This window comes from Ignavibacteriota bacterium (genome assembly GCA_016218045.1).
In the GTDB taxonomy this organism is placed as follows: domain Bacteria; phylum Bacteroidota; class Ignavibacteria; order SZUA-365; family SZUA-365; genus JACRFB01.
This window is the reverse complement of sequence record JACRFB010000026.1, coordinates 32199-55356: the sequence shown is the minus strand read 5'-3', so window position 1 is coordinate 55356 and position 23158 is coordinate 32199. Positions and strand designations below refer to the sequence as shown.

19 protein-coding genes are annotated in these 23158 nt (G+C 64.5%); 10 read left to right on the top strand and 9 right to left on the bottom strand.

The genetic code is table 11. The features are described from left to right. Positions 1-43: 43 nt before the first annotated feature. Positions 44-577: a YHS domain-containing protein gene (locus HY962_07785; protein ID MBI5646819.1), complete on the bottom strand. Its 534-nt coding sequence runs from the start codon at positions 575-577 to the stop codon at positions 44-46. A gap of 304 nt (positions 578-881) precedes the next feature. Between HY962_07785 and aroF the strand changes: the two genes are divergently transcribed. Both aroF and HY962_07775 read left to right on the top strand, forming a co-directional pair. Then, positions 882-1748, top strand: a complete 867-nt coding sequence (gene aroF, locus HY962_07780; GenBank protein MBI5646818.1) for a 3-deoxy-7-phosphoheptulonate synthase — start codon at positions 882-884, stop codon at positions 1746-1748. A 58-nt stretch (positions 1749-1806) separates the two neighbouring features. Next, the gene (locus HY962_07775) at positions 1807-2496 is read left to right on the top strand and encodes a ubiquinone/menaquinone biosynthesis methyltransferase (GenBank protein ID MBI5646817.1); all 690 of its coding nucleotides are present in this window, start codon (positions 1807-1809) and stop codon (positions 2494-2496) included. A 61-nt stretch (positions 2497-2557) separates the two neighbouring features. Here the strand turns inward: HY962_07775 and menE are convergent, their stop codons facing one another. Genes menE through HY962_07745 form a run of 6 tightly spaced genes read right to left on the bottom strand, consistent with a single transcriptional unit; the run spans position 2558 to position 11062 of the window. Next, positions 2558-4084 (bottom strand): o-succinylbenzoate--CoA ligase, encoded by a 1527-nt coding sequence (menE, locus tag HY962_07770; GenBank protein ID MBI5646816.1) that lies wholly within the window; start codon positions 4082-4084, stop codon positions 2558-2560. A gap of 10 nt (positions 4085-4094) precedes the next feature. Beyond that, positions 4095-5201, bottom strand: coding sequence for an o-succinylbenzoate synthase (gene menC / locus HY962_07765; GenBank protein ID MBI5646815.1), 1107 nt, complete (start codon positions 5199-5201; stop codon positions 4095-4097). Positions 5202-5212: 11 nt separating this feature from the next. Further along, positions 5213-6133 carry a 1,4-dihydroxy-2-naphthoate polyprenyltransferase gene (locus HY962_07760; protein MBI5646814.1) on the bottom strand — a complete coding sequence of 307 codons (921 nt, stop codon included), beginning with the start codon at positions 6131-6133 and terminating at the stop codon, positions 5213-5215. Positions 6134-6187: 54 nt separating this feature from the next. Beyond that, positions 6188-7033 carry a 1,4-dihydroxy-2-naphthoyl-CoA synthase gene (menB, locus tag HY962_07755; GenBank protein ID MBI5646813.1) on the bottom strand — a complete coding sequence of 282 codons (846 nt, stop codon included), beginning with the start codon at positions 7031-7033 and terminating at the stop codon, positions 6188-6190. Positions 7034-7058: 25 nt separating this feature from the next. Further along, positions 7059-9752 (bottom strand): 2-succinyl-5-enolpyruvyl-6-hydroxy-3-cyclohexene-1-carboxylic-acid synthase, encoded by a 2694-nt coding sequence (gene menD / locus HY962_07750; protein ID MBI5646812.1) that lies wholly within the window; start codon positions 9750-9752, stop codon positions 7059-7061. Further along, positions 9749-11062 (bottom strand): isochorismate synthase, encoded by a 1314-nt coding sequence (locus HY962_07745; GenBank protein ID MBI5646811.1) that lies wholly within the window; start codon positions 11060-11062, stop codon positions 9749-9751. Before HY962_07745 ends, menD begins: the two co-directional genes overlap by 4 nt. 122 nt (positions 11063-11184) lie before the next feature. Between HY962_07745 and HY962_07740 the strand changes: the two genes are divergently transcribed. Genes HY962_07740 through HY962_07720 form a run of 5 tightly spaced genes read left to right on the top strand, consistent with a single transcriptional unit; the run spans position 11185 to position 18095 of the window. Beyond that, complete coding sequence (locus HY962_07740) at positions 11185-13014, top strand: hypothetical protein (GenBank protein ID MBI5646810.1); 1830 nt, start codon at positions 11185-11187, stop codon at positions 13012-13014. Further along, on the top strand, positions 13014-14036 hold the full coding sequence (gene aroC, locus HY962_07735; protein MBI5646809.1) for a chorismate synthase: 1023 nt from the start codon (positions 13014-13016) through the stop codon (positions 14034-14036). Before HY962_07740 ends, aroC begins: the two co-directional genes overlap by 1 nt. A gap of 4 nt (positions 14037-14040) precedes the next feature. After that, complete coding sequence (locus HY962_07730) at positions 14041-16320, top strand: hypothetical protein (protein ID MBI5646808.1); 2280 nt, start codon at positions 14041-14043, stop codon at positions 16318-16320. Between the two features lie 42 nt (positions 16321-16362). Further along, positions 16363-17610: a class I SAM-dependent RNA methyltransferase gene (locus tag HY962_07725; GenBank protein MBI5646807.1), complete on the top strand. Its 1248-nt coding sequence runs from the start codon at positions 16363-16365 to the stop codon at positions 17608-17610. A 23-nt stretch (positions 17611-17633) separates the two neighbouring features. After that, positions 17634-18095 (top strand): DUF1905 domain-containing protein, encoded by a 462-nt coding sequence (locus HY962_07720; protein MBI5646806.1) that lies wholly within the window; start codon positions 17634-17636, stop codon positions 18093-18095. Between the two features lie 58 nt (positions 18096-18153). On the opposite strand, the gene HY962_07715 is transcribed toward HY962_07720, so the two are convergent. Together HY962_07715 and HY962_07710 are read right to left on the bottom strand one after the other, a co-directional pair. Continuing rightward, positions 18154-18921 carry a hypothetical protein gene (locus tag HY962_07715; protein MBI5646805.1) on the bottom strand — a complete coding sequence of 256 codons (768 nt, stop codon included), beginning with the start codon at positions 18919-18921 and terminating at the stop codon, positions 18154-18156. Beyond that, positions 18872-19213 (bottom strand): hypothetical protein, encoded by a 342-nt coding sequence (locus tag HY962_07710; GenBank protein ID MBI5646804.1) that lies wholly within the window; start codon positions 19211-19213, stop codon positions 18872-18874. The genes HY962_07715 and HY962_07710 overlap by 50 nt, the downstream gene beginning before the upstream one ends. Positions 19214-19267: 54 nt before the next feature. Between HY962_07710 and HY962_07705 the strand changes: the two genes are divergently transcribed. The 3 genes from HY962_07705 to HY962_07695 all read left to right on the top strand — a co-directional run bounded on the left by HY962_07705 (position 19268) and on the right by HY962_07695 (position 23023). After that, the gene (locus tag HY962_07705; GenBank protein ID MBI5646803.1) at positions 19268-20401 is read left to right on the top strand and encodes an ATP-dependent 6-phosphofructokinase; all 1134 of its coding nucleotides are present in this window, start codon (positions 19268-19270) and stop codon (positions 20399-20401) included. Positions 20402-20471: 70 nt separating this feature from the next. Then, positions 20472-22286 carry a hypothetical protein gene (locus tag HY962_07700; GenBank protein MBI5646802.1) on the top strand — a complete coding sequence of 605 codons (1815 nt, stop codon included), beginning with the start codon at positions 20472-20474 and terminating at the stop codon, positions 22284-22286. A 203-nt stretch (positions 22287-22489) separates the two neighbouring features. Further along, on the top strand, positions 22490-23023 hold the full coding sequence (locus tag HY962_07695) for a hypothetical protein (GenBank protein ID MBI5646801.1): 534 nt from the start codon (positions 22490-22492) through the stop codon (positions 23021-23023). Positions 23024-23158 lie beyond the last annotated feature (135 nt).

Sequence of the window (23158 nt, the reverse complement as noted above, 5' to 3'; positions counted from 1 at the left end):
GCAACGTGAGCTGCGCGGGCTGTTGCCACGGGGCGGGAGCGAATCAGCTCTGCTCGCCCTTCATTTTCTTGAGATACTTCTCGGGGTCGTTCGCGAACTTCTTGATGCAGCTCTTACAGCAGAAGCCGTACACCTTGCCTTTGTAGGACACGGTGGTGACTTTCGGATCCACTTCCTCGTTCATGACGGGGCAGATGGTGTTCACGATTTTTGCGGAGAGGTCCTTGCCCGTATTGATGACGGCCTTGCCGTTATCTGGTGCAACTGCCTCGTGCGCATGGCCTTCCTTCTCGCCTTCGGGGTGGTCGCAGGGATCGAACTGCTTCTTCGCGCTGGCCTTGATAAACTTGGCCGGATCTTTCTTGAATTTCGACACGCAGCCTTCACAGCAGAAGGAGTAGGTCTTTCCTTCGTGATCATAGGTCACTTCGGGATCCGCATCCTCGCCGGTCACGGGGCAGATGAGTTTGGCGGTGGTGGCGGATGCGTCCTTGGCCTTTTCCTTGTGCCCGTCCTGCGCGGCCGCCGTTCCGAGGGCGAGCGCAAAAAGCATCACTGCGAGTGTAATCTGTTTCATGCGTCGTATCTCCTGACTGAGATGTGTAAAGAAATTGTCTATTGATGGGTGTACGGGAGTACCGATCCGCGGCGGCTGTATCATCGGATACGCGCCGCAATTTGCCGGCTGAATGCGGTTTTTTTCCACCCGGAGAACAAAAACCCGGGCTTCTTTGTTAAACTGTTCGGAATTCACGAATATTGTTCGATTCATTCGTTTCAGGAGTCGCCGACTCCGAATTCCGAGGCGAACACAAGTATAGCACGACAGAAGCGACGAGACAAGTCAGCTTTTCTCCCGGTCAGGGACGAAAACGGAGCACATGAGCGAGAAGCAGGTTCATATACCCCCAGACGCGATCAAAGAGCAGGAAACGGCTTTGAAAGTCGACACACCCACGCGTGCGACGCTCGCGAAGAACGTTCACATCGGCGGCGTCGCCTTCGGTGCGGAGCGTTTCGTGGTTATTGCCGGGCCATGTGCCGTCGAGAGTGCGCAGCAGATTTCGCTTGCGGCGGGTCTTGTGGCGCGCGAGCAGGCGCATGTGCTGCGCGGCGGCGCATTCAAGGCGCGGACAAGTCCGTACGCATTCCAGGGCCTGGGGCTCGAGGGTGTGCGCTACATGCGCGAGGCCGCGGATGCACAGGGAATACCGATGGTGACGGAAGTGCTCTCGCAGCACGACATCGAAACGATGGAGCCGTACGTCGACGCGTTCCAGGTGGGATCGCGCAATATGGACAACACCGCCCTGCTGAAGGATCTCGGCCAGGTGCGCAAACCCGTCCTGCTCAAGCGCGGTTTTGCGGCGACGATCAAGGAATGGTTGCTCGCGGCGGAATACGTGTACCTCGGCGGCAACGACCAGATCATCCTGTGTGAAAGGGGCATTCGCACGTTCTCGAACGAGACACGCTTCACGCTCGATCTTGCGGGTGCGGTGCTGGCACGACAGCAGACGCCCTTCCCCGTCATCATCGATCCGTCGCACGCCACGGGCAATCCGGAACTCATACCCGCGCTGGCGGCGGCATCACTTGCGGCGGGAGCCGACGGGCTGATGGTGGAAGTGCATCCGAATCCCACCGACGCGCTGTCGGATGCGGATCAGGCGTTGAGTCCGGTCCAGTTTGCCGACATGATGCGCCGCCTGCGCGCCATAGCGCCGACTGTCGGCCGTTCGATGTGACACAGCGCGGCACACGGCACCCCGCGCAGGTGCGCCGGCCGCGACGACGGGAGCACACGTGAGCACACACGTCCGGAATATGTTCGCCGAAATCGCCGGCACCTACGACCGCGCGAATTCCTTCCTCTCGATTGGCGTGCACCATCGCTGGCGCACACGCACCGTGCGCGAGAGCGGCGTGCGCGAGGGCGACGCGGTTGTGGACTGCGCCACGGGCACGGGTGATCTCGCCATCGAATTCAAGCGCGCCGTCGGTGCGCGGGGGCGCGTGGTCGGCACGGACTTCTGCGCGGAGATGCTCGCCTTCGCTCCGGCCAAGGCACAGCAACAGGGCATGGACATCGCCTGGGAAATTCAGGACGCGATGCAGTTGACCTACGAGAGCGATAGATTCGACGTCGCCTCGATCGCCTTCGGCATACGGAATGTGGACGATCCGGTCGCGGCGCTGCGCAGCATGGGACGCGTGGTGAAATCCGGCGGCCGTGTCATGGTGCTGGAATTCGGCACACCGCTGTGGTGGATGCGTCCCTTCTTCACCTTCTACAGCAAGGTCATTATTCCGCTTGTGGGCGGAATTATCTCGGGCAAACGCGACGCGTACGAATACCTGACACGCACGTCGGCCGCCTTCCCCACCGGCGATGATTTCCTGAAGCTGATGGATGAGGCCGACGTCTTCGCCTCGCACCGCGTCGTGCCGTTGACGGGCGGCATCGCGTATCTGTATATCGGCGTGGTCGCCTGAAGGCGGCAGCACCGAGGCTAGCCCGCGCCGCGACCTCACACGTGAGGCGTGACGCGCGCGATCAACGTGGCGCGAATACGGCCGCAAGTATTTCGACAAGAACCGAACGCCGCACTTTGCCGGATGGAGTCAGCGGCAGTTCGTCCACGAAGTGCCAGAGCTTCGGAATCTTGTACGAGGCCAACGCCGCGCGGCAGACGGCTTCGAGGTCGGCAGGTGTGGGTGTTTCATCCCGCGCCACAATTGCCGCCGCGATGCGCTGCCCCCATTCGCGGTCGGGCAGGCCTATCACACACACATCCCGCACCTGCGGATGTTGCCGCAGCACGTTTTCGATCTCGGCCGGAGCCACATTCTCGCCGCCTGTGATAATCATGTCGTCGATACGGCCTTCGACGTACAGAAATCCTTCGTCGTCGAGACGGCCGAGGTCGCCGGTACGGAAATATCCCTCGCTGTTACGGTGAGTGATCACTTCGCCGAGATAGTGCGCCATGACCTGCGGTCCGGCGATACAAATTTCGCCGCGCGCACCTGCAGGCACGACGATACCATCGCCGCCCCGAATCGTGACGGTGAAACCATCGAGCGGCAGGCCCGCACTGCCGCGCTTGCGGTCGGCATCGCGGAGCGGCACGGTGGCGACCTGCGATGCGGCTTCGGTGAGTCCGTAGGTGCAGAGGACGGGCAGAGCGCGGGTCGCGGCGTCGTGCAGAAGATCGTCCGCGGCGTGTGCGCCTCCGAGAAGAATGGCGCGCAGATGCGGAAAATTCGCACCGGTGAACGACGCGTCCGTATCGAGCAAACGACGGAACACTGTGGGCACGAGCGACATGAGAGTGACCGGCTCGCTGCGGAGTATCGAGAGCAGTTCCTCGGCGGAGCTTGATGGCGGCAGGAGCGCGGCGGTGCCGTCGAGAGCACAGCGGGCGAGTACGGAGAGTCCGCCCACATGAAACAGCGGGATGGGACTGAGCCAGAGATCGTCGGGATGAGAACCGAGCACACGTGTTGATGCGCGCGCGGACGAGAGGATATTTCCGCAGGTGAGCGGCACGGCCTTCGGCACGGCGGTGCTGCCGGAGGTAAAGACGATCCACGCCGTTTCATCGGACGTCCACTCGTGCGCGGGCAGTGCTCCCTCCCGCATCACGGAAGCGGCGGCTGCATCGATGTCCATGAGTGCAGGCAGTGATACTTGCGGTGGCTCGGAACGTTGCGCCGCATTTTGTGATGAATACATGTCGAGCGCCGCTGCTGCAAGAGGCATCCGCGCAGCTTCTGCGAGAATCACCCGCGGACCAACAATGGCAAGGCGTTCAGCGAGTTCGCGCGCAGTGAGACGCGGATTCAGCGGCGCGCACACCGCGCCGAGTATCGCACACGCGTGAAGCAGCACCGCATGGCCCGCGGTGTTGCCGGAGAGTGTCGCGACGATGTCGCCCGCCCCGATTCCGAGATCGTCGCGCAGGCGCGCGGCCACTCCGCGTGCACGAGACGCGAGATCGGCATAACAGAGGCGGCCGTCCGGCGCGTCGAGAGCGAGCGCGTCGGGGGCGGCGAGGGCGAGGGCGTCGGGCAGGAACATGGGTGTGTGGTCAGGACGGGTGCCGCACATCGAGGAGCACGACGAAGCGGGAGAGATCGGGCCGAAGGCCGAGGCCGGGCGCGGCGGGCAGCACGATCTCGCCGTTCGCGAGTCCGTCGTCCGCGACGTCGTGTTCGAACAGGGAGCCGGTGCCGAGGCCGTGGTGCACATCCCGCGTGCCGGCGCAGGCGGCCGCTGCGTGTGCGACGGCGCGGCGGCCCACGGCGGAATCGATCAGCGATGTGAACACCACCTTCGCGCCGTGTGATGCGGACTCCCGCGCGAAATCCACGCAGCGCAGCAGTTCTCCGAGCGCCATCGGCTTGAGGATGAACACCGACACCGCGCCGCTGTCGCGCAGGGTACGCGCCTCGGCGAGTGACGTGAGCGATTCATCGGCGGCGACAGGTACCGGCGAGCGCGCAGCCACGCGCCGCAAGGCGTTCGCAGCGGTCGCGGCGACCGGTTGTTCGACATACTCGAGGTCGAATTCCGCAAATGCTTCCAGTGCCGCGAGCGCAGCGCGTTCGTCCCAGGCGCCGTTCGCGTCGGCACGCAGCGCAACCGCGGGACCGACCCGTGCGCGCACAGCGCGAAGCGTGTCGAGATCGTGATTCAGCGCGGCTGCGCCGACTTTCAGCTTGAGGCAGGTGTAACCCTCGCGGACGCGCGCCTCGGCATCTGCTGCGATCCGTGCCGCGTTGCCGCGTCCTAGTATCGCATTCACACGGATGCGGGCCCCCAATGCCGCATGCGGCGACAGCACCGCGTGAAGTGGTTGTCCTGCGTGGAGGGCATACATATCGCGAAGGGCGCATTCCACGGCGAATCGCGCTGCCGGAGTGTGCGGCAGTTCGAGCGGAAGTGCCGAGAGCGCCGCCTCGATGGCGTCTGCGCTGTCGATCGTCGTGAGCGCGCGGGCCGCGCAGACCAGGGCGCTGTGGCAGTTGTCCACACTCTCCGTTCCGAAATACGGAAGCGGCGCGGCCTCGCCCCACACAGTGTGTTCTCCGTCTGACAGCTCGAGCAGGTATACCGACCGCGCGTGCAGCGTCCATGCGCTCGTGCTGAACGGCACGCGCAGCGGCAGGTCGGCGGCGAGAATACGGACCCTCATCGTCCCACCCGCTAGCGGGCCGAGGCCAGCACGCCAGTGGCCAGCAGCAGGCCGTACACGACGAGCAGTTGACCCGTAGCGGCAAGCGCGCGGTTGAGGGCGGGGCCGTCGGGGCGTGTGTCGAGTACGCGGGCGATGCGTACACCGAGAGGCACGGAGAGCAGCGGCAGCAGCAGCCAGTGGCTCGCGCCGGATCCCAACACCTGCGCCAGGGGCGCGAGCCAGGCAAAGGCCAGCAGTCCCTTGAATTCGTACCGCGTGCCCTGGCGGCCGAGGCGCACCGCAAGTGTGCGTTTGCCCGCCTCGGTGTCGGTGTCGATGTCGCGGTAGTTGTTGACGACGAGTATCGCCGTCGATATCGCGCCGAGCGGCAGCGATGCAAGCAGCGCGGCGCGCGACCACTCGAGGGCCTGCACGTAATGTGTACATGTGACGGCGACGACGCCGAAAAACACAAAGACAAAGATGTCGCCGAGGCCGTTGTAGGCGAGGGCAAAAGGACCCGCCGTGTAGATCACGGCGCAGAAAATCGAGACGAGTCCCACGACCAGAATCGGCCAGCCGGCGCGGGCGACAAGAACGAGGCCGAGCACAAAGGTGATTCCGAGAACGAGGATCATCGCCGCGCGCACGGTGCGGGGCGGGATGAGTCCGCTCTGTGTCACACGAACGGGCCCGAGCCGCTTGTCGGTGTCCGCTCCTTTGAGAAAGTCGAAGTAGTCGTTCGCGAGGTTCACGCCCACTTGGATAAGCAACGCGCAGACCAGTGCGATTGCGGCGGGCAGAAGCGCGAAGCGCCCTTCCGCTGCGGCCACCGCGGAGCCGACAAACACGGGCACGGCGGATGCGGGCAGCGTCTTGGGCCGCGCCGCGAGTACCCAGGCATGTACGAGCGAGGGCGGTTCCGGATCAGTGCGTTCGGGACGTGTCATGTCAGCGCCGCTTCCCGGTCCGCCGCCTGCCGTGTGAATATCCGCGCAAGGATCTCACCACGGCAGCCACGGAAACTTCCTGAAATTCGGCGCGCGTTTTTCCACGTAGGCCTTCTTGCCTTCCTGCGCCTCCTCGGTCATGTAATACAGGAGTGTGGCGTTGCCCGCCAGTTCCTGAATGCCCGCCTGTCCGTCGAGTTCAGCGTTAAAGGCCGACTTCAGCAGACGTATTGACAGCGGCGAGTGTTCGAGTATCGTCCGCGCCCAGGCCACACCCTCGGCCTCGAGCTGATCGACGGGCACTACCGCGTTGACAAGGCCCATGTCGAAGGCCTCGCGCGCGTTATACTGCCTGCACAGGTACCAGATCTCCCGCGCGCGCTTCTGGCCCACGAGGCGCGCGAGCATCGACGCGCCGAAGCCGCCGTCAAAACTTCCGACTTTCGGACCCGTTTGTCCGAATATGGCGTTCTCGGCCGCGATGGTCAGATCACACACCACGTGCAGCACGTGTCCGCCGCCGATGGCGTAGCCGGCCACCAGTGCGATAACGGGTTTGGTCATCGAACGGATGAGCCGCTGCAGTTCCAGCACATGCAGCCGCGGCACGCCGCCCGCGGCCGCCAAGTATCCCGTGTCACCGCGTATGCGCTGATCACCGCCGCTGCAGAAGGCGTACTTGCCGTCCTTCGACGGACCCTCGCCGGTGAGCAGTACCACACCCACCGTCGGATCGTCGGCGGCGATTTTAAACGCGTCGAGCATTTCATCGAGTGTCTCGGGGCGGAAGGCGTTCCGCACTTCTGGCCGGTTGAAGGCGATACGCATGATGCCTTCGTCGCTTTTCCGAAACGTGATGTCGTTGTATTCCTTGACCGTGGTCCAGGTGATGGTGTTCATGGGATTTCTCGAGATGATGATTCGTTCAACGGGTATCGATCGGCCAGAAATCGGCGAGGGCGCGCGCCAGTTCACACGGCGTGTCGCCGGGCACGTCGTGTCCCGCGCCCGGTATGTCGCGGCGCGTGGCGCGTGGCAGCAGCGCCGCCATTCTGTCCGCATGCGCGCGGTACTGTATGTCGTGTTCCCCCGCGACGAGCAATACGGGCAACCCGAGCGACGGGAGCTGCGGCCAGACGTGGGGCAGAACGCCCTGGCCGAGTCCGCGCAGCACGGCCGCGTAGCCGTGCGCGCTACCCGTGTAGCGATCGCGCCGCGCGGCGAGTTCCGCGCGGGCATCGGCCGCGGATCCGCGCGCCAGGATCGGTTGTGTGCTCCAGTCTTCGAGGAACTGTTCCAGACCCCGGTCGAGCAACGAGGAGGCGAGAGCTTCGTCGGCGGCGGCACGGCGCGACCGCTCGGCCGCGTCTTCCAATCCGGCCGCGGCGCTGATCAGCGTCAGCGTTTCCACATGTCCGGGATGTGCGAGTGTATACCGCAGCGCCACACGTCCGCCAAGCGAATATCCCACCAAGTGCACACGCGCGATTCCGCGACGATCCAGAAATTCCTGTATGCCGGTGATACAGTCCTCGATGGTGATCAGTCCCTGTATTTCGTGGATGGGCGACTGTCCGTGTCCCGGCAGATCCAGCGCGTACACGGGACGATCCGCGGGCAGCGCCGCGGCGACATCGCACCACGAGGCGCCGCTGCGTGTGAAGCCGTGCAGCAGCACCACGGGTATTGCCTCGTCGGAACGCGACGCGCGGAGTCGTCTCCACGCGAGCGGCGCGCGCGCGGATTGTGCGAGCGGTGTGCGCGCGGATTGTGCGATCGGCGCGCGTCCCGCATGGGTTTCGAGCAGCGGCGACACCGCCTCGATCACGGTGCGCTCGATGTCGCCGCGCAGGGCGAGCGAGCGGCGGAGATCGGTGTGTACTTCCACAATGTGTGTGCCCGTCGCGGCTGTGATCGCGGGGCCGATTCCGCCGGACGATTCGACGCGTGTGTACGGAATCCCGTACGCCGCCGCAAGCGCGCCGAGGTCCATGCCGTGCGGGCGGACGAAATGTTCGGTGAACACCGGCTCGAAGTTGCGGATAGGCAGCATTCCGAAAATCTCGCCCCCGTCGTTGTTGAGTACCACCACTGTCAGCGGCACCGCTTCGTCGCGCGCGAGCAGCAGCGCGTTTGTGTCGTGCAGCAGGGCGATATCGCCTGTGATCAACACACTGCGCGCGCCGCGCGCCCGTGTTATTCCGAGCGCCGTCGACGTCACGCCGTCGATGCCGTTGACGCCGCGGTTGAAGAAGACGTCGAGCGAAACACCGGTGGCCCGCGTGTACGTCTCGAGATCGCGGATGGGCATGGAACTGGACACCATGACGGCGGTGCCCTCGCCGAGCGCTTCGACAACATGCCGGACGGCGCTTCCCGCAAACGGTTCCGTCAATGCCGACAGCGTGTCGTGTAAAGCCGCTTCCGCCGCGCGGTCGATTTCTGTCAACGCGTGCAGCCATGCGTCGTCGCACACGGCGCGCGGCCGCGTGATGAATCTGACCGCGAGTGCCTCGAGCACCCGCGCCGGATCCGCGCGGAGTACGGTCTGCGCGCGGCTCGTCGGATCGTGCCGCAGCGGCGATGGCGAAAGCACGAACCACTCGGTGCCGGCAAACGCCGATGTCAGTTCCTGCAGTGCTTTGGTCGTCGGAGCGGCACCCAGATGCAGCACCAGGTCCGGCGCCGCGAGAGCCCGGTAGCGTGTATCACGCGCCAGCAGGGCCGTGGCGGTAAGGACGGTTCCCTCGTGTGCGCGCGTGTAGCGTTGCTGCGAGGTCGCCTCTGCGCATACGGGAATACGTGCAACGGCCGAGAGTCGCGCAAGACTCTCGCGGTATGCCTCTCCGTCCGCGTCGGGTCCGGCGAAAACAAGTATCCGTCCGTGCCGACGTATGGCATCTTCCAGCACGTCCGTCGCCGCGTCCGGTGCGGACGTGTCCGCTCGCACGATATTCACCCACGGCGCGCCGTGTGCGCGGCCGCGCAGTGCCGCACTTTCGTCGACACGGACGTGTGCGGGAATGGCCCCGGACCCCTCGACGGCCGGCGTCTCTTCCAGCGGTTTGTGAAAGGGAAAATTCAGATGGACGGGACCGCGCGGCCTGTCCATGCAGCGATGCAGCGCATGGCAGAGCATGGCGCGCAGTGCGCGAAGCTGATCCTCGTCCGCCGCCGGTTCCGACATGTCGTGAAACAGGCGCACGTGGGTGCCGAAGAGCTGCGACTGATCCATGGTCTGCGGCGCGCCGGTGTGCTGCAGATGCGCCGGCCTGTCGGCGGTCAGCACCAGCAGCGGCACTTCCGAGAGATCCGCCTCGCAGACTGCGGGAAACAAATTTGCCGCGGCCGTGCCCGATGTGCAGAGCAGCACGACGGGTGCGCCGCCGCCCTTTGCGAGTCCGAGCGCAAAAAACGCCGCGCTACGTTCGTCGAGAGCCGCGTGCAGGGTGATATCGGGATGCCGCGCGAACGCGGCCACGAGCGGGGTGGAGCGCGATCCGGGCGCATGCACCACGCGGCGTACTCCGCCGCGCGCGAGTTCGTCGGCCGTGAGCCGCGCCCAGAGCGTGTTGATGTTCGGAAGCGGAGTCTCCATGCCGTGCGGCACCCGCGTCATGACACGGCCAGCGCCGAGAGCATGGGCTGCAGCTTCACGCGTGTCTCATCCATCTCGGTCTTGACCACGCTCTCCTGCAGGATGCCCGCGCCCGCGTACAACTGCGCCTCGGCGCCGCGGATGAGGCCCGAGCGGATGAGCACGGCGCTGTCGCCATTGCCCGCGGTATCCATCCATCCGGCCGCGCCCGCGTAGAGGCCGCGCTGCGTCTTCTCCTGACGTCGGATGACCTCCAGCGCCTTGGGCCGCGGCGTGCCGCAGACGGCCGGTGTGGGATGCAGAGCAAGAACGACATCGGTGAATGATGTGCCCGGTTTTAAACGTCCGGATATGGGTGTGGACAGATGCTGCACATTCCGTAGACGGACGATTTCGGGATTCGAGAGCTTCACGTCGTCGCAGATGGTCAGCAGCGCGGTGTGGATCATCTCGGAGACGAGTGAATGTTCGCGCCACAGTTTCGGATTCGTCTGCAGCAGGCGCCGGTTCTGCTGTTCCTCGACCAGTGTGCGTCCGGTGGGTGTCGTGCCTGCAAGTGCCGCTGTACGCACAACTCCGTCCTGCACACGCGCCAACCGCTCCGGTGTTGCGCTGATAAAACATTCGCGCGCATTCGGTGCGAGCGCGTGGATGATGCAGTCGGAATAGGAGATCTGCAGCGCGTTGAGCAGGCGTTGTGTCTCGATATCACGTTCGGCCTTGACCGCGATAGAACGCGCGAGGACGACCTTGGCGGCCTGGCCGCGCCGGATTGTGCGGACGGTCTGTTCGACGGCGATCTGAAAAGGCACTTCCTGCCAGTCGATAAACGCGCTCAGCGGCTCGCGGCCTTCGGGTTCCGGACCGGCGTCCGCTACGCGCAGCGCCGCAAGCAGAGCCGCCTCGTCGAGTGTGTCGCCGTTGCTGTGTGCTGTGACAACACGCATGCCGTCGCCCTCGCACACAAACATGATACGCGGACAGTGCAGCGACACCGGGGCGAAGGAGTTCCAGTTTTCCGCATGCGGCTGTTCAGGGTCGAAGTACACCGAGAAGAAGAGGCGCGCGGGGGAATCGATCAGCGCATTGCGCGCCGCCGATGCTGCCTCCGCGAGTCCGGCGCGCCATTCAGCATGTGTCTCGATGGACAGAAACGCCGTCTCGCCCGCGGCGATGATGGTCTCACCTTCGGGCGACATCCACAGCAGCGCCGGGTACGGCCCGTGCGCGCGAAGGTATTCGAACACTGCCACGGGATGCTGCCACTGCGGCACATCGATGGCGCGAGTCGCGAGAGAGGAGAATGCGGAGATGTCGGTCTTGTGGGGCATGTGTATGGTGAAAGGTGAAAGTTCGTGATATCGTGCGAGAATTGAAAAGGACGGCACACGCGGCGCGGCCCAAATGTGCGCCGGTTTTTGTAGGTTAGGGCACGTACCCACACGACTCCCCCATGCGCACACACATCCCGACCATCCTTCTCATCGGCCATCGCGGCAGTGGCAAATCCACTCTCGGCGCGCGTCTGGCCGCGTCGCTGCAGCTCCGGTTTTCCGATATCGACACGTGTATCGAACAGCGCGAAGGCCGCAGCGCCGCGGAGCTTGTCGGCGACGACGAGGAACGTTTCCGCCGCCTCGAGGCGGAGATGCTTGCGGAACTTCTCGGCGGGGACGGACCTTCGGTCATCGCCGCGGGCGGCGGATTGCGCGCCTTCCCCTCGTCCGCGCTCATCGTACACATCGATCGCGAGGGCTGGGAAGATTCCGCGCGCGACGAACGCGCGCGGCTCAGGCCCGAGATGAGTTTCGACGAGGAAATCACCTGGATGCGCGCGACGCGCGAACCCGTCTACCGCTCGGTCGCGCATCTGCGCGTCGCCATCGGCCGCGGCACCTCGGTCGAGGATGCCGACGCGCTGCTGCGCGCGTGGATCGAACTGGCGCTCGACGCGATCGGCAGTCCGGTCATGGCCAGAACCTGGATGGTTGTGCCGAGTGAACCGCTGCTGCAGCGCTGCACGGCCGACGCGCACCTGTTCGGACTCGCGGGCCTCGAGCTGCGCAGCGATCTGTTTCCCGTTCCACCAACTGTTGCATGTCCAGCCCTTGTCTCGCTGCGGACCGAGGATCCCGGCTACTTCGCCGCCGCGCCCGGCGCCGCGATGTACGACTGCGATGCGCGCTTCATCGAGCATGCGCTGCTCGACGGACTCGACCCGCGTCCGCTGATTGTATCGACACATCCCAACGATGTGGACCAGGAGTCGTTCGACGCGATGGTCGCCGCGGGTGAAGCGCTGGTAACACGCTATCCGGCCTGGCGCCCTTTCCTCCGGTACAAGTACGCGCCGCGTGTCAAATCGTGGATAGAGCAACGTACCGCGCATGAGTTGTGCAGGGTGTTCCTGCGGCGCGGGGGCCGGGTGAGTCTGCTGCCACAAGGCAAAGCCGGCAACTGGATGCGCGCTTTCCGCGTGTGGTCGCTCAACGAACTCAACTACGTCTGGCCCGGCGCACTTCCCGAGGGGGCGCAGCCGCCCGGACTGGCGTATTTTATTCCGCACGCCGCGGGTCCGGCGCCCGACTATATCTGCGGCATCATCGGCGATCCGGTCGAACATTCGATCGGCGACATGTGGCACAGGCATCTCGCGCGTATCGACGGCGGCGCGAAGCTGGGGTATATCAAAATCCCCGTGCACGAATCCGAACTCGAACACGCGCTGTACTTCCTTCTGAAGCTGGACTTGCTCGGCCTCTCGGTCACATCCCCGCACAAGGCGTCGGTCATACGGTCGAATTTCGTGACCAGTCCCGACGGCACCGACATCGGCAACACGCTGACGCTGCGCGACGGCGGCTGGCTGCTGAACGATACCGACCGCGACGGCATGCGCGCGACGCTCGAAGAACTGCGCCGCCGGGGCATCGAACCCGGACCGGCCGCAATATTCGGACGTGGTGGTGTTATTCCGGCTCTGCGCGACACACTCGAGAGCGACGGATGGCGGCCCGTCGTGACGGTCGCCGCGCGCGACGGCTGGGGCGTGCTGTCGGGAGACACGATACGGCTCGTCGTGAACGCGGGCCGCCCGCAGGCCACGCCGCACGAGGCGCCTCCGCGGTCGGAGGCCTGGGTGGATCTCGCCTATCTCGGCATTGCGCGGCTTCCGGACAATGTGCGCGTGTACCTGAACGGCGGCACGTTTTATATGGCCCAGGCGGCGGCGCAGCGCGCCATCTGGTGTGCCGAAGCGGCGCTGCGCGACGGGAGGAAATGATGCGCGGAAACTCCTTCGGTGAACTGCTCGTTGTCACCACCTTCGGTGAATCACACGGTGAAGCCCTCGGCGCGGTCGTCGACGGCTGCCCCGCCGGCGTGCCGCTCTCGATCGACGATTTCTCGCGCGCTCTGCGACGCCGACGCCCCGGCCAATCCGACATCACGACACAGCGCGATGAAGCCGATACGCCGCAGATACTGAGCGGCGTGTTCGAGGGCGCCACACTCGGAACCCCCATCGCGGTGCTGGTGCGGAATACCGATGCGCGGAGCGGCGACTACAGCCGCGACACCTACCGCGCAGGTCATGCCGATTCGGTGTGGGAGGATAAATTCGGCGTGCGCGATTATCGTGGCGGAGGCCGCGCGTCGGGTCGTGAAACCATCGGCCGTGTGATCGGTGGTGTTGTCGCGTCGCGTCTACTCCCCGCCGCGACACGTATCGTCGGTTTCTCGCGCCGCATCGGCGCGATCGAGGTCCCCGAAATTCCTTCGGAACTGACAGCGGATTTTGTCGATACATTCACATCGCGCTGCCCCGACGCCGAGACCGACGCCGCCATCCGCGCGGATCTGCTGCGCTGCCGCGAGACCGGCGAATCGCGCGGCGGTCTGGCCGAAATCTGGATCGACAATCCGCCTGCGGGTCTCGGCGAGCCGGTGTTTCGAAAAACGAAAGCCGTCCTTGCCTCCGCATTCGCGAGTCTCGGCGCCGTGACCGGTGTGGAATTCGGCGACGGCTTCTCCGATACGGTGCTGCCCGGCAGCGTATACCACGCGGAAGGCGACACGCGCGGGTACTCGCCGCGCGCGGCCGGCATACAGGGCGGAATAACCAACGGGCAGCGCATCATCGTGCGCGCCGCAATCAAACCCGTGAGCACCGTGGGCACGACGGCCGTGACGGGACGACATGATCCCTGCATCGTGCCGCGCATCATCCCCGTGCTCGAGGCAATGGCGGCGCTTGCGCTTGCCGATCTGTATCTCGCGCGCCGCCTCGACCGCTCCGACGAATAACACCATGACACCCTCCGTCGTTACCATACCCTCCCTCGCCGATATTCCCTTCGACGAATCGTGCCTCGTGCTTGCCGATGCGCGCCTGCCGCGTGTTGTACTCGATGCTCTGCCGGATCCGATACTCGTCGAGTCGGGCGAAGAGGTAAAGACACTCGCCGCGGTGGAGCGGCTCGCCGGGCAGGTGCTCGCGCGCCGTGCCGCTCGTCCGCTGGTACTTGTTGCCGTCGGCGGAGGATCGCTGGGAGACGCCGTGGGTTTTCTCGCAAGCATACTGTGGCGCGGCGTGCCTGTGTGGCAGGTGCCCACCACGCTGCTCGCGATGGCCGACTCGGCCCACGGTGGAAAAACGGCGGTGAATCTCGGCGCCGCGAAGAATCAGCTCGGCACCTTTCATCCCGCCGAACGTGTGTACATCGTCGAATCCCTGCTCGGAACTCTTCCCTACCCGCTCCGTCGCGAAGGCTTCGTCGAGATTCTGAAAGCGCTGATGCTCGGTGACGCCGCGCGCGTCACGTCCCTGCATCCCGAGGAGATCGAGGAACTGGTGTACCGCCCCTACGCGCGCGTCGCGCCGCGTCTCGGCGAGCTGCTGCACGCGGCGATCGCGGTGAAGCACTCGATCGTCGCCGAGGATCCGCGCGAGGAGCGCGGCATACGCACCGTGCTCAATCTCGGGCACACGCTCGGGCACGCGCTGGAACGCAGCGCCGGCATTCCGCACGGCGACGCGGTGGCCTGGGGTCTTCGTGTCATGCTCGAAGTGTCGCGGGGCGCGGGTCTGCCTCCCGATGTACACACGGCGCTCGCGGCACTGCTCTTCCCGCTGCTGCGTCCGCTTCCAAAGCCGCCCACACGCGACGAGTTGCTGCGCGCGCTCGGCTTCGATAAAAAACACGGCGTGTCGGGATTGCGCTCGGTGCTGCTGTCGGACGCGGGGCGGCCTATCGTCACGGACGCGGTGGGACGCGGCGAATGGGTGGACGCGTTCGAGGTCTGTTATCGCGCCTTCGATACCTGCACGGTGAACGCCTGGTTGCGCGATGCGCAAATGGTGACGCTGCGGCCCGAGGCCGGCAAGTCCGAACTCAATCGCGCGCTGATGATCGCCGCGCAGCGCGTCGGCGCCACACATATCACGGGCGTGAGTGATGCCGACGACGTGCGCGCCATGCGCGACGCGCTGCGCGCGCTCGGCGTGCCGCTCGAGGACGTCCCCGGCGGCTATCGTGTCGACTATGCAGCGCATCCGCCGCAGCCGGGCGGACCGCCGCGTGTGATCGACTGCGGCAGCGGCGGCACCACGTTCCGCTTTCTGCTCGCGCTTGCGGCGACACATGTCAAGGAGACGCTGCTGCGCATTTCACCGCAGCTCGACGCGCGGCCGCACGACGCGCTCGTACACGCCCTGCGCAAGGGCGGCGCGTCCATAGAACACGGGACCGACGCGCTCGGTCCGTTCTACCGCGTGCGCGGCTGGGACGACATGCCCGCGTCCTTTTCCGTCGATGCGGCGCAGTCGTCGCAGTACGCATCGGCCATCGCGCTGCTTGCGGCCGGATCCGACACGCCCTTCACGCTGCGCCTTCTCGGCGACGTGGCGAGCAGATCGTATCTCGACATGACCGTACGTATGCTCGAGGCCGCGGGCGTCGAGACCATCGCCCACGGCGATCTTATTGCGCTGAATCCCACCGCGAGACTGCGCGAGCCCGTGCTGCTCGCCGCGCCGTCCGACTCCAGCGCCGCGGCCGTCTGGAAAACCGCCGCGTTCTTCGAACACATGTTGCGCGTCGACGACGACGGCGCCGGACCCGACGCCGCCATCGACGCCATGCTCGAGCAGATCGTACGCGGACAAAAATCGGATGAAATAGTCCTGAATTGCGCGGAGACGCCCGACCTCGTCCCTGTGCTCGGCATCGCGGCGCTGCGCTCTTCCAAACCCGTACGTATCACCGGCGTGCCGCAATTGCGCGCGAAGGAATCGAACCGCATCGACGGCTACATCGCCTCGCTCGCCGCGGTCGGCGTGCGGCTGCAACCGGCGGCGGACGGTTTCCTCGTGCCCGCGCACGCAGCGCGCGGCCTGCACGACGGCACGTTTCACCCGCTCGGCGATCACCGCCTGCTGATGGCCGGCTTCCTGCTCTCCATGATCATCGGCGAGATAACGCTGGCCGATCCGTGGTGTGTCGCAAAGTCCTACCCCGCCTTCTGGGAACACGCGCGGATGGCAGGATGGACGGTGCGCGAAAGTATCCATGATCAACACACGATGTGAGACACACGAATCGGCCGCAATGTCGAGGACAAGGAGAAACGGATGAGTACTTTCGCTGACATTCTTTCCGCGCGTGTGCGCGCGACGGGCGCGCGGCCCGCGGCCGGACCCGAGGGCGCCTGTGTCGACGCGCGCGGACGCGTCTGCACCATCTGTCACGCGAGCACCGTCTCGTACGCCGACGAGAAACCGCTGCGGACGAAAGCGCTCGAGGAGTATGTGCGCAAGCAGCGCTTGCGCGGACAGCTCGCGCCGCTGGTCGCCGCGCGCACGGGACGCGGCTACCGTGTCGTCACCAAACGCAAGGCCTTCCGCAACGGACGCCACGCCGTGCTCGGCCTCATCGACCGCGCGCCCGACGGACGCTCGCGTCCCATGGCCGTGCTGCGCTGCGCCATCGAGCCGCGCGCGCACGGCGATGTGTACCGCGTCGTGCAGGAGAAACTCGACAAGCCCTACGCCTCGCCGCTGGCGGCGGTGCTGCTGCACGTCGTGGTGAAAGGCGGCGAGGAGGAACAGACCGTGCTCTTCAGCGTCAACGAAATATCGCGCGATGTGGCGCACGCGCTCAACACGCTGTCGAAATCGCTCACGCATGAACTGCCCTCGGTGGTCGCCGTGTACCTGTTCCTCGACGAATCGCGAGGCACGCACTATCTCGGCACCAAACACCCGCGCAAACAACCCGAGTTCCGTCGTGTGTACGGCAAGGCCGACGTGCAGGAGCGCTTGGGCGACGTCTCCTTCTTTTTTCATCCCCTCGCGTTTTCGCAGGTGCATCCCGCCGTCTCCGTGCTCATCGCCGGGACGCTTGCCGCGCAGCTCGAACCCGGACCGACGCAGACGCTCTACGACTTCTATTGCGGCTACGGCTTCTTCACGCTGATCCTTGCGCCGCGCGTGCGTCACAGCATCGGTGTGGAACTCTCGCCGCATGCGGTCGATTCGGCCATCGCAAACGCGCGGCGGCTCGGACGCACCAACGCGCGCTTCCACCGCGCCGACGTCACCGCCGAGGTCGTGCAAAAGATCATGCACCGCGCGGGGCCGGACGACGTGGTGGTGCTCGATCCGCCGCGCGGCGGCGCGGCGCCCGGTGTCATCGAAAGCATCGCCTCGCGCGCGCCGCGGCGCGTTGCGCACCTTGTGTGCGACATCGAACTGCTCGCATCCGATTGCGCGCGCTGGACGCGCAGCGGCTACACCGTGTCGTCGATCACACCCTTCGACATGTTCCCCGGCACCGACGACATCGAACTCCTCCTCATCCTCCATCCCACACAATCCTGATTTCCGGAAAGGCGCGTCGAGGCATGAAGACACTCACGTTCAACGCGGTCATCACACACGCCGGCGGCGGCGGCATGTATGTCGTCGTGCCATACGACATCGAGGCGGAGTTCGGTGTGAAGCGCCTGCCGGCGCGCGCCACCTTCGACGGCGAACCCTATCGCGGCACGGTGTTGCGCATGGGCACGCCAAACTTCATGATCCCTGTGCTCAAGAACATCCGCACAAAGATCGGCAAGGGCGAGGGCGACACGATCACCGTCACCATCACGCGCGACGACGAACCGCGCGACGTGGCGGTGCCGGATGATTTTGCGCGCGCGCTCGACCGTGACACACGCGCGCGGGATTTCTTCGACGCGCTCTCGTACACGCATCGTCGCGAGTACGTGATGTGGATTGAGGAGGCCAAGCGTTCCGACACGCGCGAGCGCCGCATCGTGAAGGCGCTCGAGATGCTGCGCGAGGGGAAGAAGGGACGGTAAAAAAACGTCCCGATGAAACCATCGGGACGAGGATACTTCCAGCGGTGGACGTGTTGACTCAGCGCACGTGTTTCCACCAGTCGTAGTACTTGCCCTCGAGTTCCTCGAGTGTCGGCATCGGGTAGAACTTCGTGTGTCCCCCTTCATTGAAGAACCAGAAGCCGTGGCGCAGCATGCGGTACGACACTTCGCGCATCACCGAGGAGAGACTGAGCGTCTTCACCATCTTCGTGCGGTCGCGCTCGAGTTCGAGCAGGCAGTCGAGCAGATGGTACGCGTTGTTCTCGGGGATGGGCGACGCGATGATCTCGCGGTTCTTGCTGTCGCTGAGGAACTTGTCGATGTTGAGTTCGATCTGCGTGAAGCAGACGGTCGGCGCGCCCTTTGCGCGCGACTCGATCGTCACGTAGCGTCCGAAGGCGCGCTGGTCGAGACGCGACGCGACAAGATTCGTGACAGGCGCGATCTCCTGATAGATACGGATGAGACCCGGCGCGTTCTCGGCCGTGTAATCCGCCGCCGTGAGCCGGAGCGCGTGTCCGCTCGTCGACACGAGATACATGTCCTTCAACATGTCGAGCGGCACGTGCTCGAGCACGCGATACGAGCTGATGAACTTCGTGCGCTTGGGCGAGCCGTCCTCATGCGGCACCGTCTTCGCGAGAAACTCGTCGATCGGAAAATAGGGGTGGCGGAAGTTGACGTCTATTTCCGCGAAGATCACCTTTCCCTGGTAATGGCGGGCGCTGCCGATGGTGTAGTGCTGCGCGAAGTCTTCAGGTCCGAGCTGCGACGAGACGAGCGCGTTGATCGGGAAAGTGATCATGTACAGATGTTTCGAGTAGTCTGCCATAGGAGAGAGCTCTGTTAGTGGAGTGGCGATCGGGATCAACACCGCAAAGGTAGAGATTGCATGGCGCGAAAAAAAATTCTTCAAATGATGCGCGGAGGTTGCGCATTTCTTCTTTGCGCATATTATTTTTGTGCAGCGATACGTTGTATGTAATCGCAGCACTGACATAGTTCTTGATGTCCACATCAAGGAGGCAAAGCGGAAGGCGACGGGCACAACCAGTCGCCTCCGCTTTTTTCATGGGGCGCGCGCGTGTAGATTTCATGCGACTCCGCGCGGTCTCCCCGCGTATCTCCCGACACCATACAGACGGCACATCATGGCACGAACCACTTCCGCGCGCGGCAAAGACGCGCCTCTCGCACGCATTGCGATCAACACCGGCGGCGGCGACGCGCCCGGTCTCAACGCGGTGATACGCGCCGTCGTGCTTAGCGCGATCAATCGCGGCATCGACGTGGTGGGCATACGCGATGGATATAACGGACTCCTCGCTCCGAAATTATATGCGGGCGGCGGACTCGTGAAGCTCACGCGCAATTCCGTCCGCGGCATCACGCATCTCGGCGGCACGATACTCGGCACGACCAACAAGGGCAATCCTCTGCGCTTCCCCGTGCGGCAGAGGAACGGATCGTACATCGAGACCGACCGTTCCGACGAACTGCTTGCCGCCTTCGCGCGGCATCACATCGACGCGCTCATCGCGATAGGCGGCGACGGATCGCTGTCGATCGCGAACGCGCTCGCGAAGAAGGGCCTGCGCGTGGTCGGCGTGCCGAAGACCATCGACAACGATCTCGACAAGACCGTCGTCACCTTCGGCTTCGACACCGCCGTGGAATTCGCCACCGAGTGTCTCGACCGCCTGCACTCCACCGCCGAGGCGCACCGCCGCATCATGGTGGTGGAGGTGATGGGACGTTACGCCGGATGGATCGCGTTGCACGCGGGCGTGTCAGGCACGGCCGACGCGATTCTTATTCCGGAGATCCCCTACGACATTCAGAAGGTCGCGGAGAAAACCGTCGCGCGGCGTCGCGCCGGACGGCATTTCTCGATCATCGTTGTCGCCGAAGGCGCAAAACCCGTGGGCGGCACACACTCGGTGATCGGCAAACAGATCGGCCAGGCCGAACGTCTCGGCGGCGCCGCCGAAACCATCGCGAAACAACTGCAGGAAATGACGGGACAGGAGACGCGCCATGTGGTGCTCGGACATCTGCAGCGCGGTGGTACTCCCACCACATCCGACCGCCTCATCTCTCTGCGCTTCGGCGCCGCGGCCGTGCGCGCGCTCGACGAGGGACGCAGTGGCGTGATGGTGGCGCTCGATCCTCCCGTCGTGCGCTATGTGCCCCTCGCGCAGGCCACACGCAGGATGAAGACGGTGCCCGTGCAGAGCGACACCATGCTGACCGCGCGTGATCTCGGCATCTGCTTCGGCGACTGAACATTTCCATCACACACGCGCAGCAACACACAGACCACGACACAGATCTCATACACAAGGACGCACGACCATGCGCGCGTGTTTTATACTCGGACTTATGACAGCAACCCTCCTCTCCTCCTGCGGCGCTCCCGTCGACTCCACATCCGATACCACGCTGCGCCTCGACGGCATCTGGTCCTTCCGCGTCGACAGCACCGATGCCGGTGAAGCACAGCGCTGGTACGAGATGACGGCGGACCGCGCGTCGTGGGACACCATCACCGTGCCGATGCATTGGGACTCGCACAAGCTCGCACAGTATGACGGACGCGGCTGGTACGCCAAGAGCTTCGACATCGAGGTGCGCGGGAACGTCCGTTACGCCGTTGTGTTCGACGCCGTCGACGACAACGCGGTAATCTGGTTCAACGGTGTGCGCATCGGATCACACAGCGGGTATGGACAGCGGTTCTTCTTCGACATCACGGCGCTGCTGCGTCCGAAGGGCAACGTGCTGGTTGCGCGTGTCGAGGATCTTGCGGGTCCGGGCGGCATGATCGGATCCGTGAAGGTGATGGCGTACACGAGTGAGGACGATCTTATTGAAAGCGACTGGCACCGCCTGCCCGTGGTGCAAAGTCCCGCATGGGTGCGTGATGCCGTGGTGTACGAAATCTTCACGCGCAATTTTTCGCAGGATGGAAGTTTCTCCACCGTCGAGCGGCGCATCCCTGAATTGCGCGCGCTTGGTGTCACCGTGCTCTGGCTCATGCCGATACATCCGATCGGCGAGAAGAACCGCAAGGGTTCGCTGGGCAGTCCGTACTCCGTCCGCGACTACTACGGCGTGAATCCGGAACACGGGACCATGGACGACCTGCGTTCGCTGGTGCGCGCGGCGCATGCGGCGGAGATGCGGGTGATCATCGACATCGTCGCGAATCACACGGCGTGGGACAATCCTCTCATCGAAACGCACCCCGACTGGTACACACACGATGCAAAGGGAGAGATCATACCGCCGAACACCGACTGGCACGACGTTGCCGATCTCGATTATTCGAAGCCGGCGCTGCGTCGTTACATGACCGACATGCTCGCGTTCTGGATCGACTCCGTCGGCCTCGACGGTTTCCGTTGTGATGTTGCCGAAATGGTGCCGCACGATTTCTGGAAGGAGGCGTTCACGGAGCTGCGCGTGAAGAAGCCGCTCTTTCTCCTGGCCGAGGGCACCACGCCCGATCTGCATGTTGACGCGTTCGACATGACCTACGCATGGAACACCTACGACATTCTTCCCGGCATCTTCGCGGGCAGGGATGCGGCGGCGGCGATCGACGAGGCCTTGCGCCGCGAGCGTCTGCTGATGCCGCTCGGCGCGCTGCGCATGCGCTTCACCACCAATCACGACAAACACGCCTACGATGCACCAGCGGTGACGCGTTACGGCGTCGAGGGTGCAAAGGCCGCCGCCGTTCTCATGCACTGTCTGCCGGGAGTTCCGTTGATCTACAACGGACAGGAAGTCGGCAGCACGACGAAGCTCGGTCTTTTCGATCGTGATCCGATCGACTGGTCGCGCGACACACACGGCTTCCGCGCCCTGTACACAGAACTCAACACGCTGCACCGCGATCATGCGGCGTTACGCCGAGGTGTGCACATTCCCAAGAGTGTGGAGAAGTATCCGTCGCTGTACCTCGGTCTGCGCGAACTCGATGGCGAGCAGATATTCTTCGCCGTCAATCTGGGGGCATCTCCCCTCGAAGTCACCGTGCCCGACGCCACCCTCGCGGGATTCACGCGTCTTTTCGGCAACGCCGCATACAGCACCGACACAGATCGGCTCGGCATGAAAATCCCCGGCTACGGATATTTCGTCGGCAGCAAGTCCCACCGCTGAGCTGCCCCGCGCGGCCGTCCTCGCGCAGTACCCAATTCCTGACCGCATAAAATTCGCCCCGTGTAACCTTCGGCGGGGCTTGTGCATCATTATCTCAGACGCGCATGCACGCTCACTTGAGGATCGGACGCGAGACTCACACGACAGACAGGTTGTACCACACGCTCCCACTCGCGGTCATACGCAAAAACTGAGGCACGATCATGAAACGCTATAGAATGTTCCTTCTTGCAGTCGCCGGCGCGCTCGCCATCGCGGGCTGCTCCGACAAGTCGCCTTCCACCAACATCAACGATCCCGCGGCACAGTCCCGTCTCGCCGCAATCGACGAAGACCGTCTCGTCCGGAATGCTCTCGAGATCGTTCCAGGTTCCGTCTCCTCCGTGTCGACGAACGACGCAGAGACACCGCTCCTGTCCGTCACTGTTGCACCCGCTTCGGGCGGCAGTGTCATCGTCACCTTCGACGCCGTAAACAACGTGATTGCCGCGGTGAGCGGCGACGCGGCGACACACACGGCCTCCGTCGCGCCCGGACCCTACTTCATTCCGCTGTCCCTCGCCGTCGAACTCGCACAGCGTGAAGTGCGCGGCAATGTGCTCGGCTGGCGCTTCGAACGTAACGCCGACGACAACACCTGGATCTATCGCATCGAGATCCGCGACTCCACCGGCCTGCGTCACGATATCGCGCTCAATGCAATCTCGAAATCCATCATCGCCGCAAACATCCTCTGACCGTTCCCGTCCCTTCCGGACGTTTACATAGACCACGCCCCGGCTTCGTGTCGGGGCGTTTTTTTTGAGGAGCTAGGAGTTAGGAACTGGGAGCTAGGGACTTGGAACTAGGAACCGTGGGCGGAGCAGCAACGT

What these genes read in the sequence shown, in the direction of transcription:
- HY962_07785 (MBI5646819.1), bottom strand. Translation starts at nt 577, where the DNA reads ATGAAACAGATTACACTCGCAGTGATGCTTTTTGCGCTCGCCCTCGGA.
- HY962_07715 (MBI5646805.1), bottom strand. Translation starts at nt 18,921, where the DNA reads ATGATCACTTTCCCGATCAACGCGCTCGTCTCGTCGCAGCTCGGACCT.
- menC (MBI5646815.1), bottom strand. Translation starts at nt 5,201, where the DNA reads ATGAGGGTCCGTATTCTCGCCGCCGACCTGCCGCTGCGCGTGCCGTTC.
- menD (MBI5646812.1), bottom strand. Translation starts at nt 9,752, where the DNA reads ATGACGCGGGTGCCGCACGGCATGGAGACTCCGCTTCCGAACATCAAC.
- HY962_07745 (MBI5646811.1), bottom strand. Translation starts at nt 11,062, where the DNA reads ATGCCCCACAAGACCGACATCTCCGCATTCTCCTCTCTCGCGACTCGC.
- HY962_07720 (MBI5646806.1), top strand. Translation starts at nt 17,634, where the DNA reads ATGAAGACACTCACGTTCAACGCGGTCATCACACACGCCGGCGGCGGC.
- HY962_07705 (MBI5646803.1), top strand. Translation starts at nt 19,268, where the DNA reads ATGGCACGAACCACTTCCGCGCGCGGCAAAGACGCGCCTCTCGCACGC.
- HY962_07700 (MBI5646802.1), top strand. Translation starts at nt 20,472, where the DNA reads ATGCGCGCGTGTTTTATACTCGGACTTATGACAGCAACCCTCCTCTCC.
- menB (MBI5646813.1), bottom strand. Translation starts at nt 7,033, where the DNA reads ATGAACACCATCACCTGGACCACGGTCAAGGAATACAACGACATCACG.
- menE (MBI5646816.1), bottom strand. Translation starts at nt 4,084, where the DNA reads ATGTTCCTGCCCGACGCCCTCGCCCTCGCCGCCCCCGACGCGCTCGCT.
- aroF (MBI5646818.1), top strand. Translation starts at nt 882, where the DNA reads ATGAGCGAGAAGCAGGTTCATATACCCCCAGACGCGATCAAAGAGCAG.
- aroC (MBI5646809.1), top strand. Translation starts at nt 13,014, where the DNA reads ATGCGCGGAAACTCCTTCGGTGAACTGCTCGTTGTCACCACCTTCGGT.
- HY962_07725 (MBI5646807.1), top strand. Translation starts at nt 16,363, where the DNA reads ATGAGTACTTTCGCTGACATTCTTTCCGCGCGTGTGCGCGCGACGGGC.
- HY962_07710 (MBI5646804.1), bottom strand. Translation starts at nt 19,213, where the DNA reads ATGAAATCTACACGCGCGCGCCCCATGAAAAAAGCGGAGGCGACTGGT.
- HY962_07760 (MBI5646814.1), bottom strand. Translation starts at nt 6,133, where the DNA reads ATGACACGTCCCGAACGCACTGATCCGGAACCGCCCTCGCTCGTACAT.
- HY962_07730 (MBI5646808.1), top strand. Translation starts at nt 14,041, where the DNA reads ATGACACCCTCCGTCGTTACCATACCCTCCCTCGCCGATATTCCCTTC.
- HY962_07740 (MBI5646810.1), top strand. Translation starts at nt 11,185, where the DNA reads ATGCGCACACACATCCCGACCATCCTTCTCATCGGCCATCGCGGCAGT.
- HY962_07695 (MBI5646801.1), top strand. Translation starts at nt 22,490, where the DNA reads ATGAAACGCTATAGAATGTTCCTTCTTGCAGTCGCCGGCGCGCTCGCC.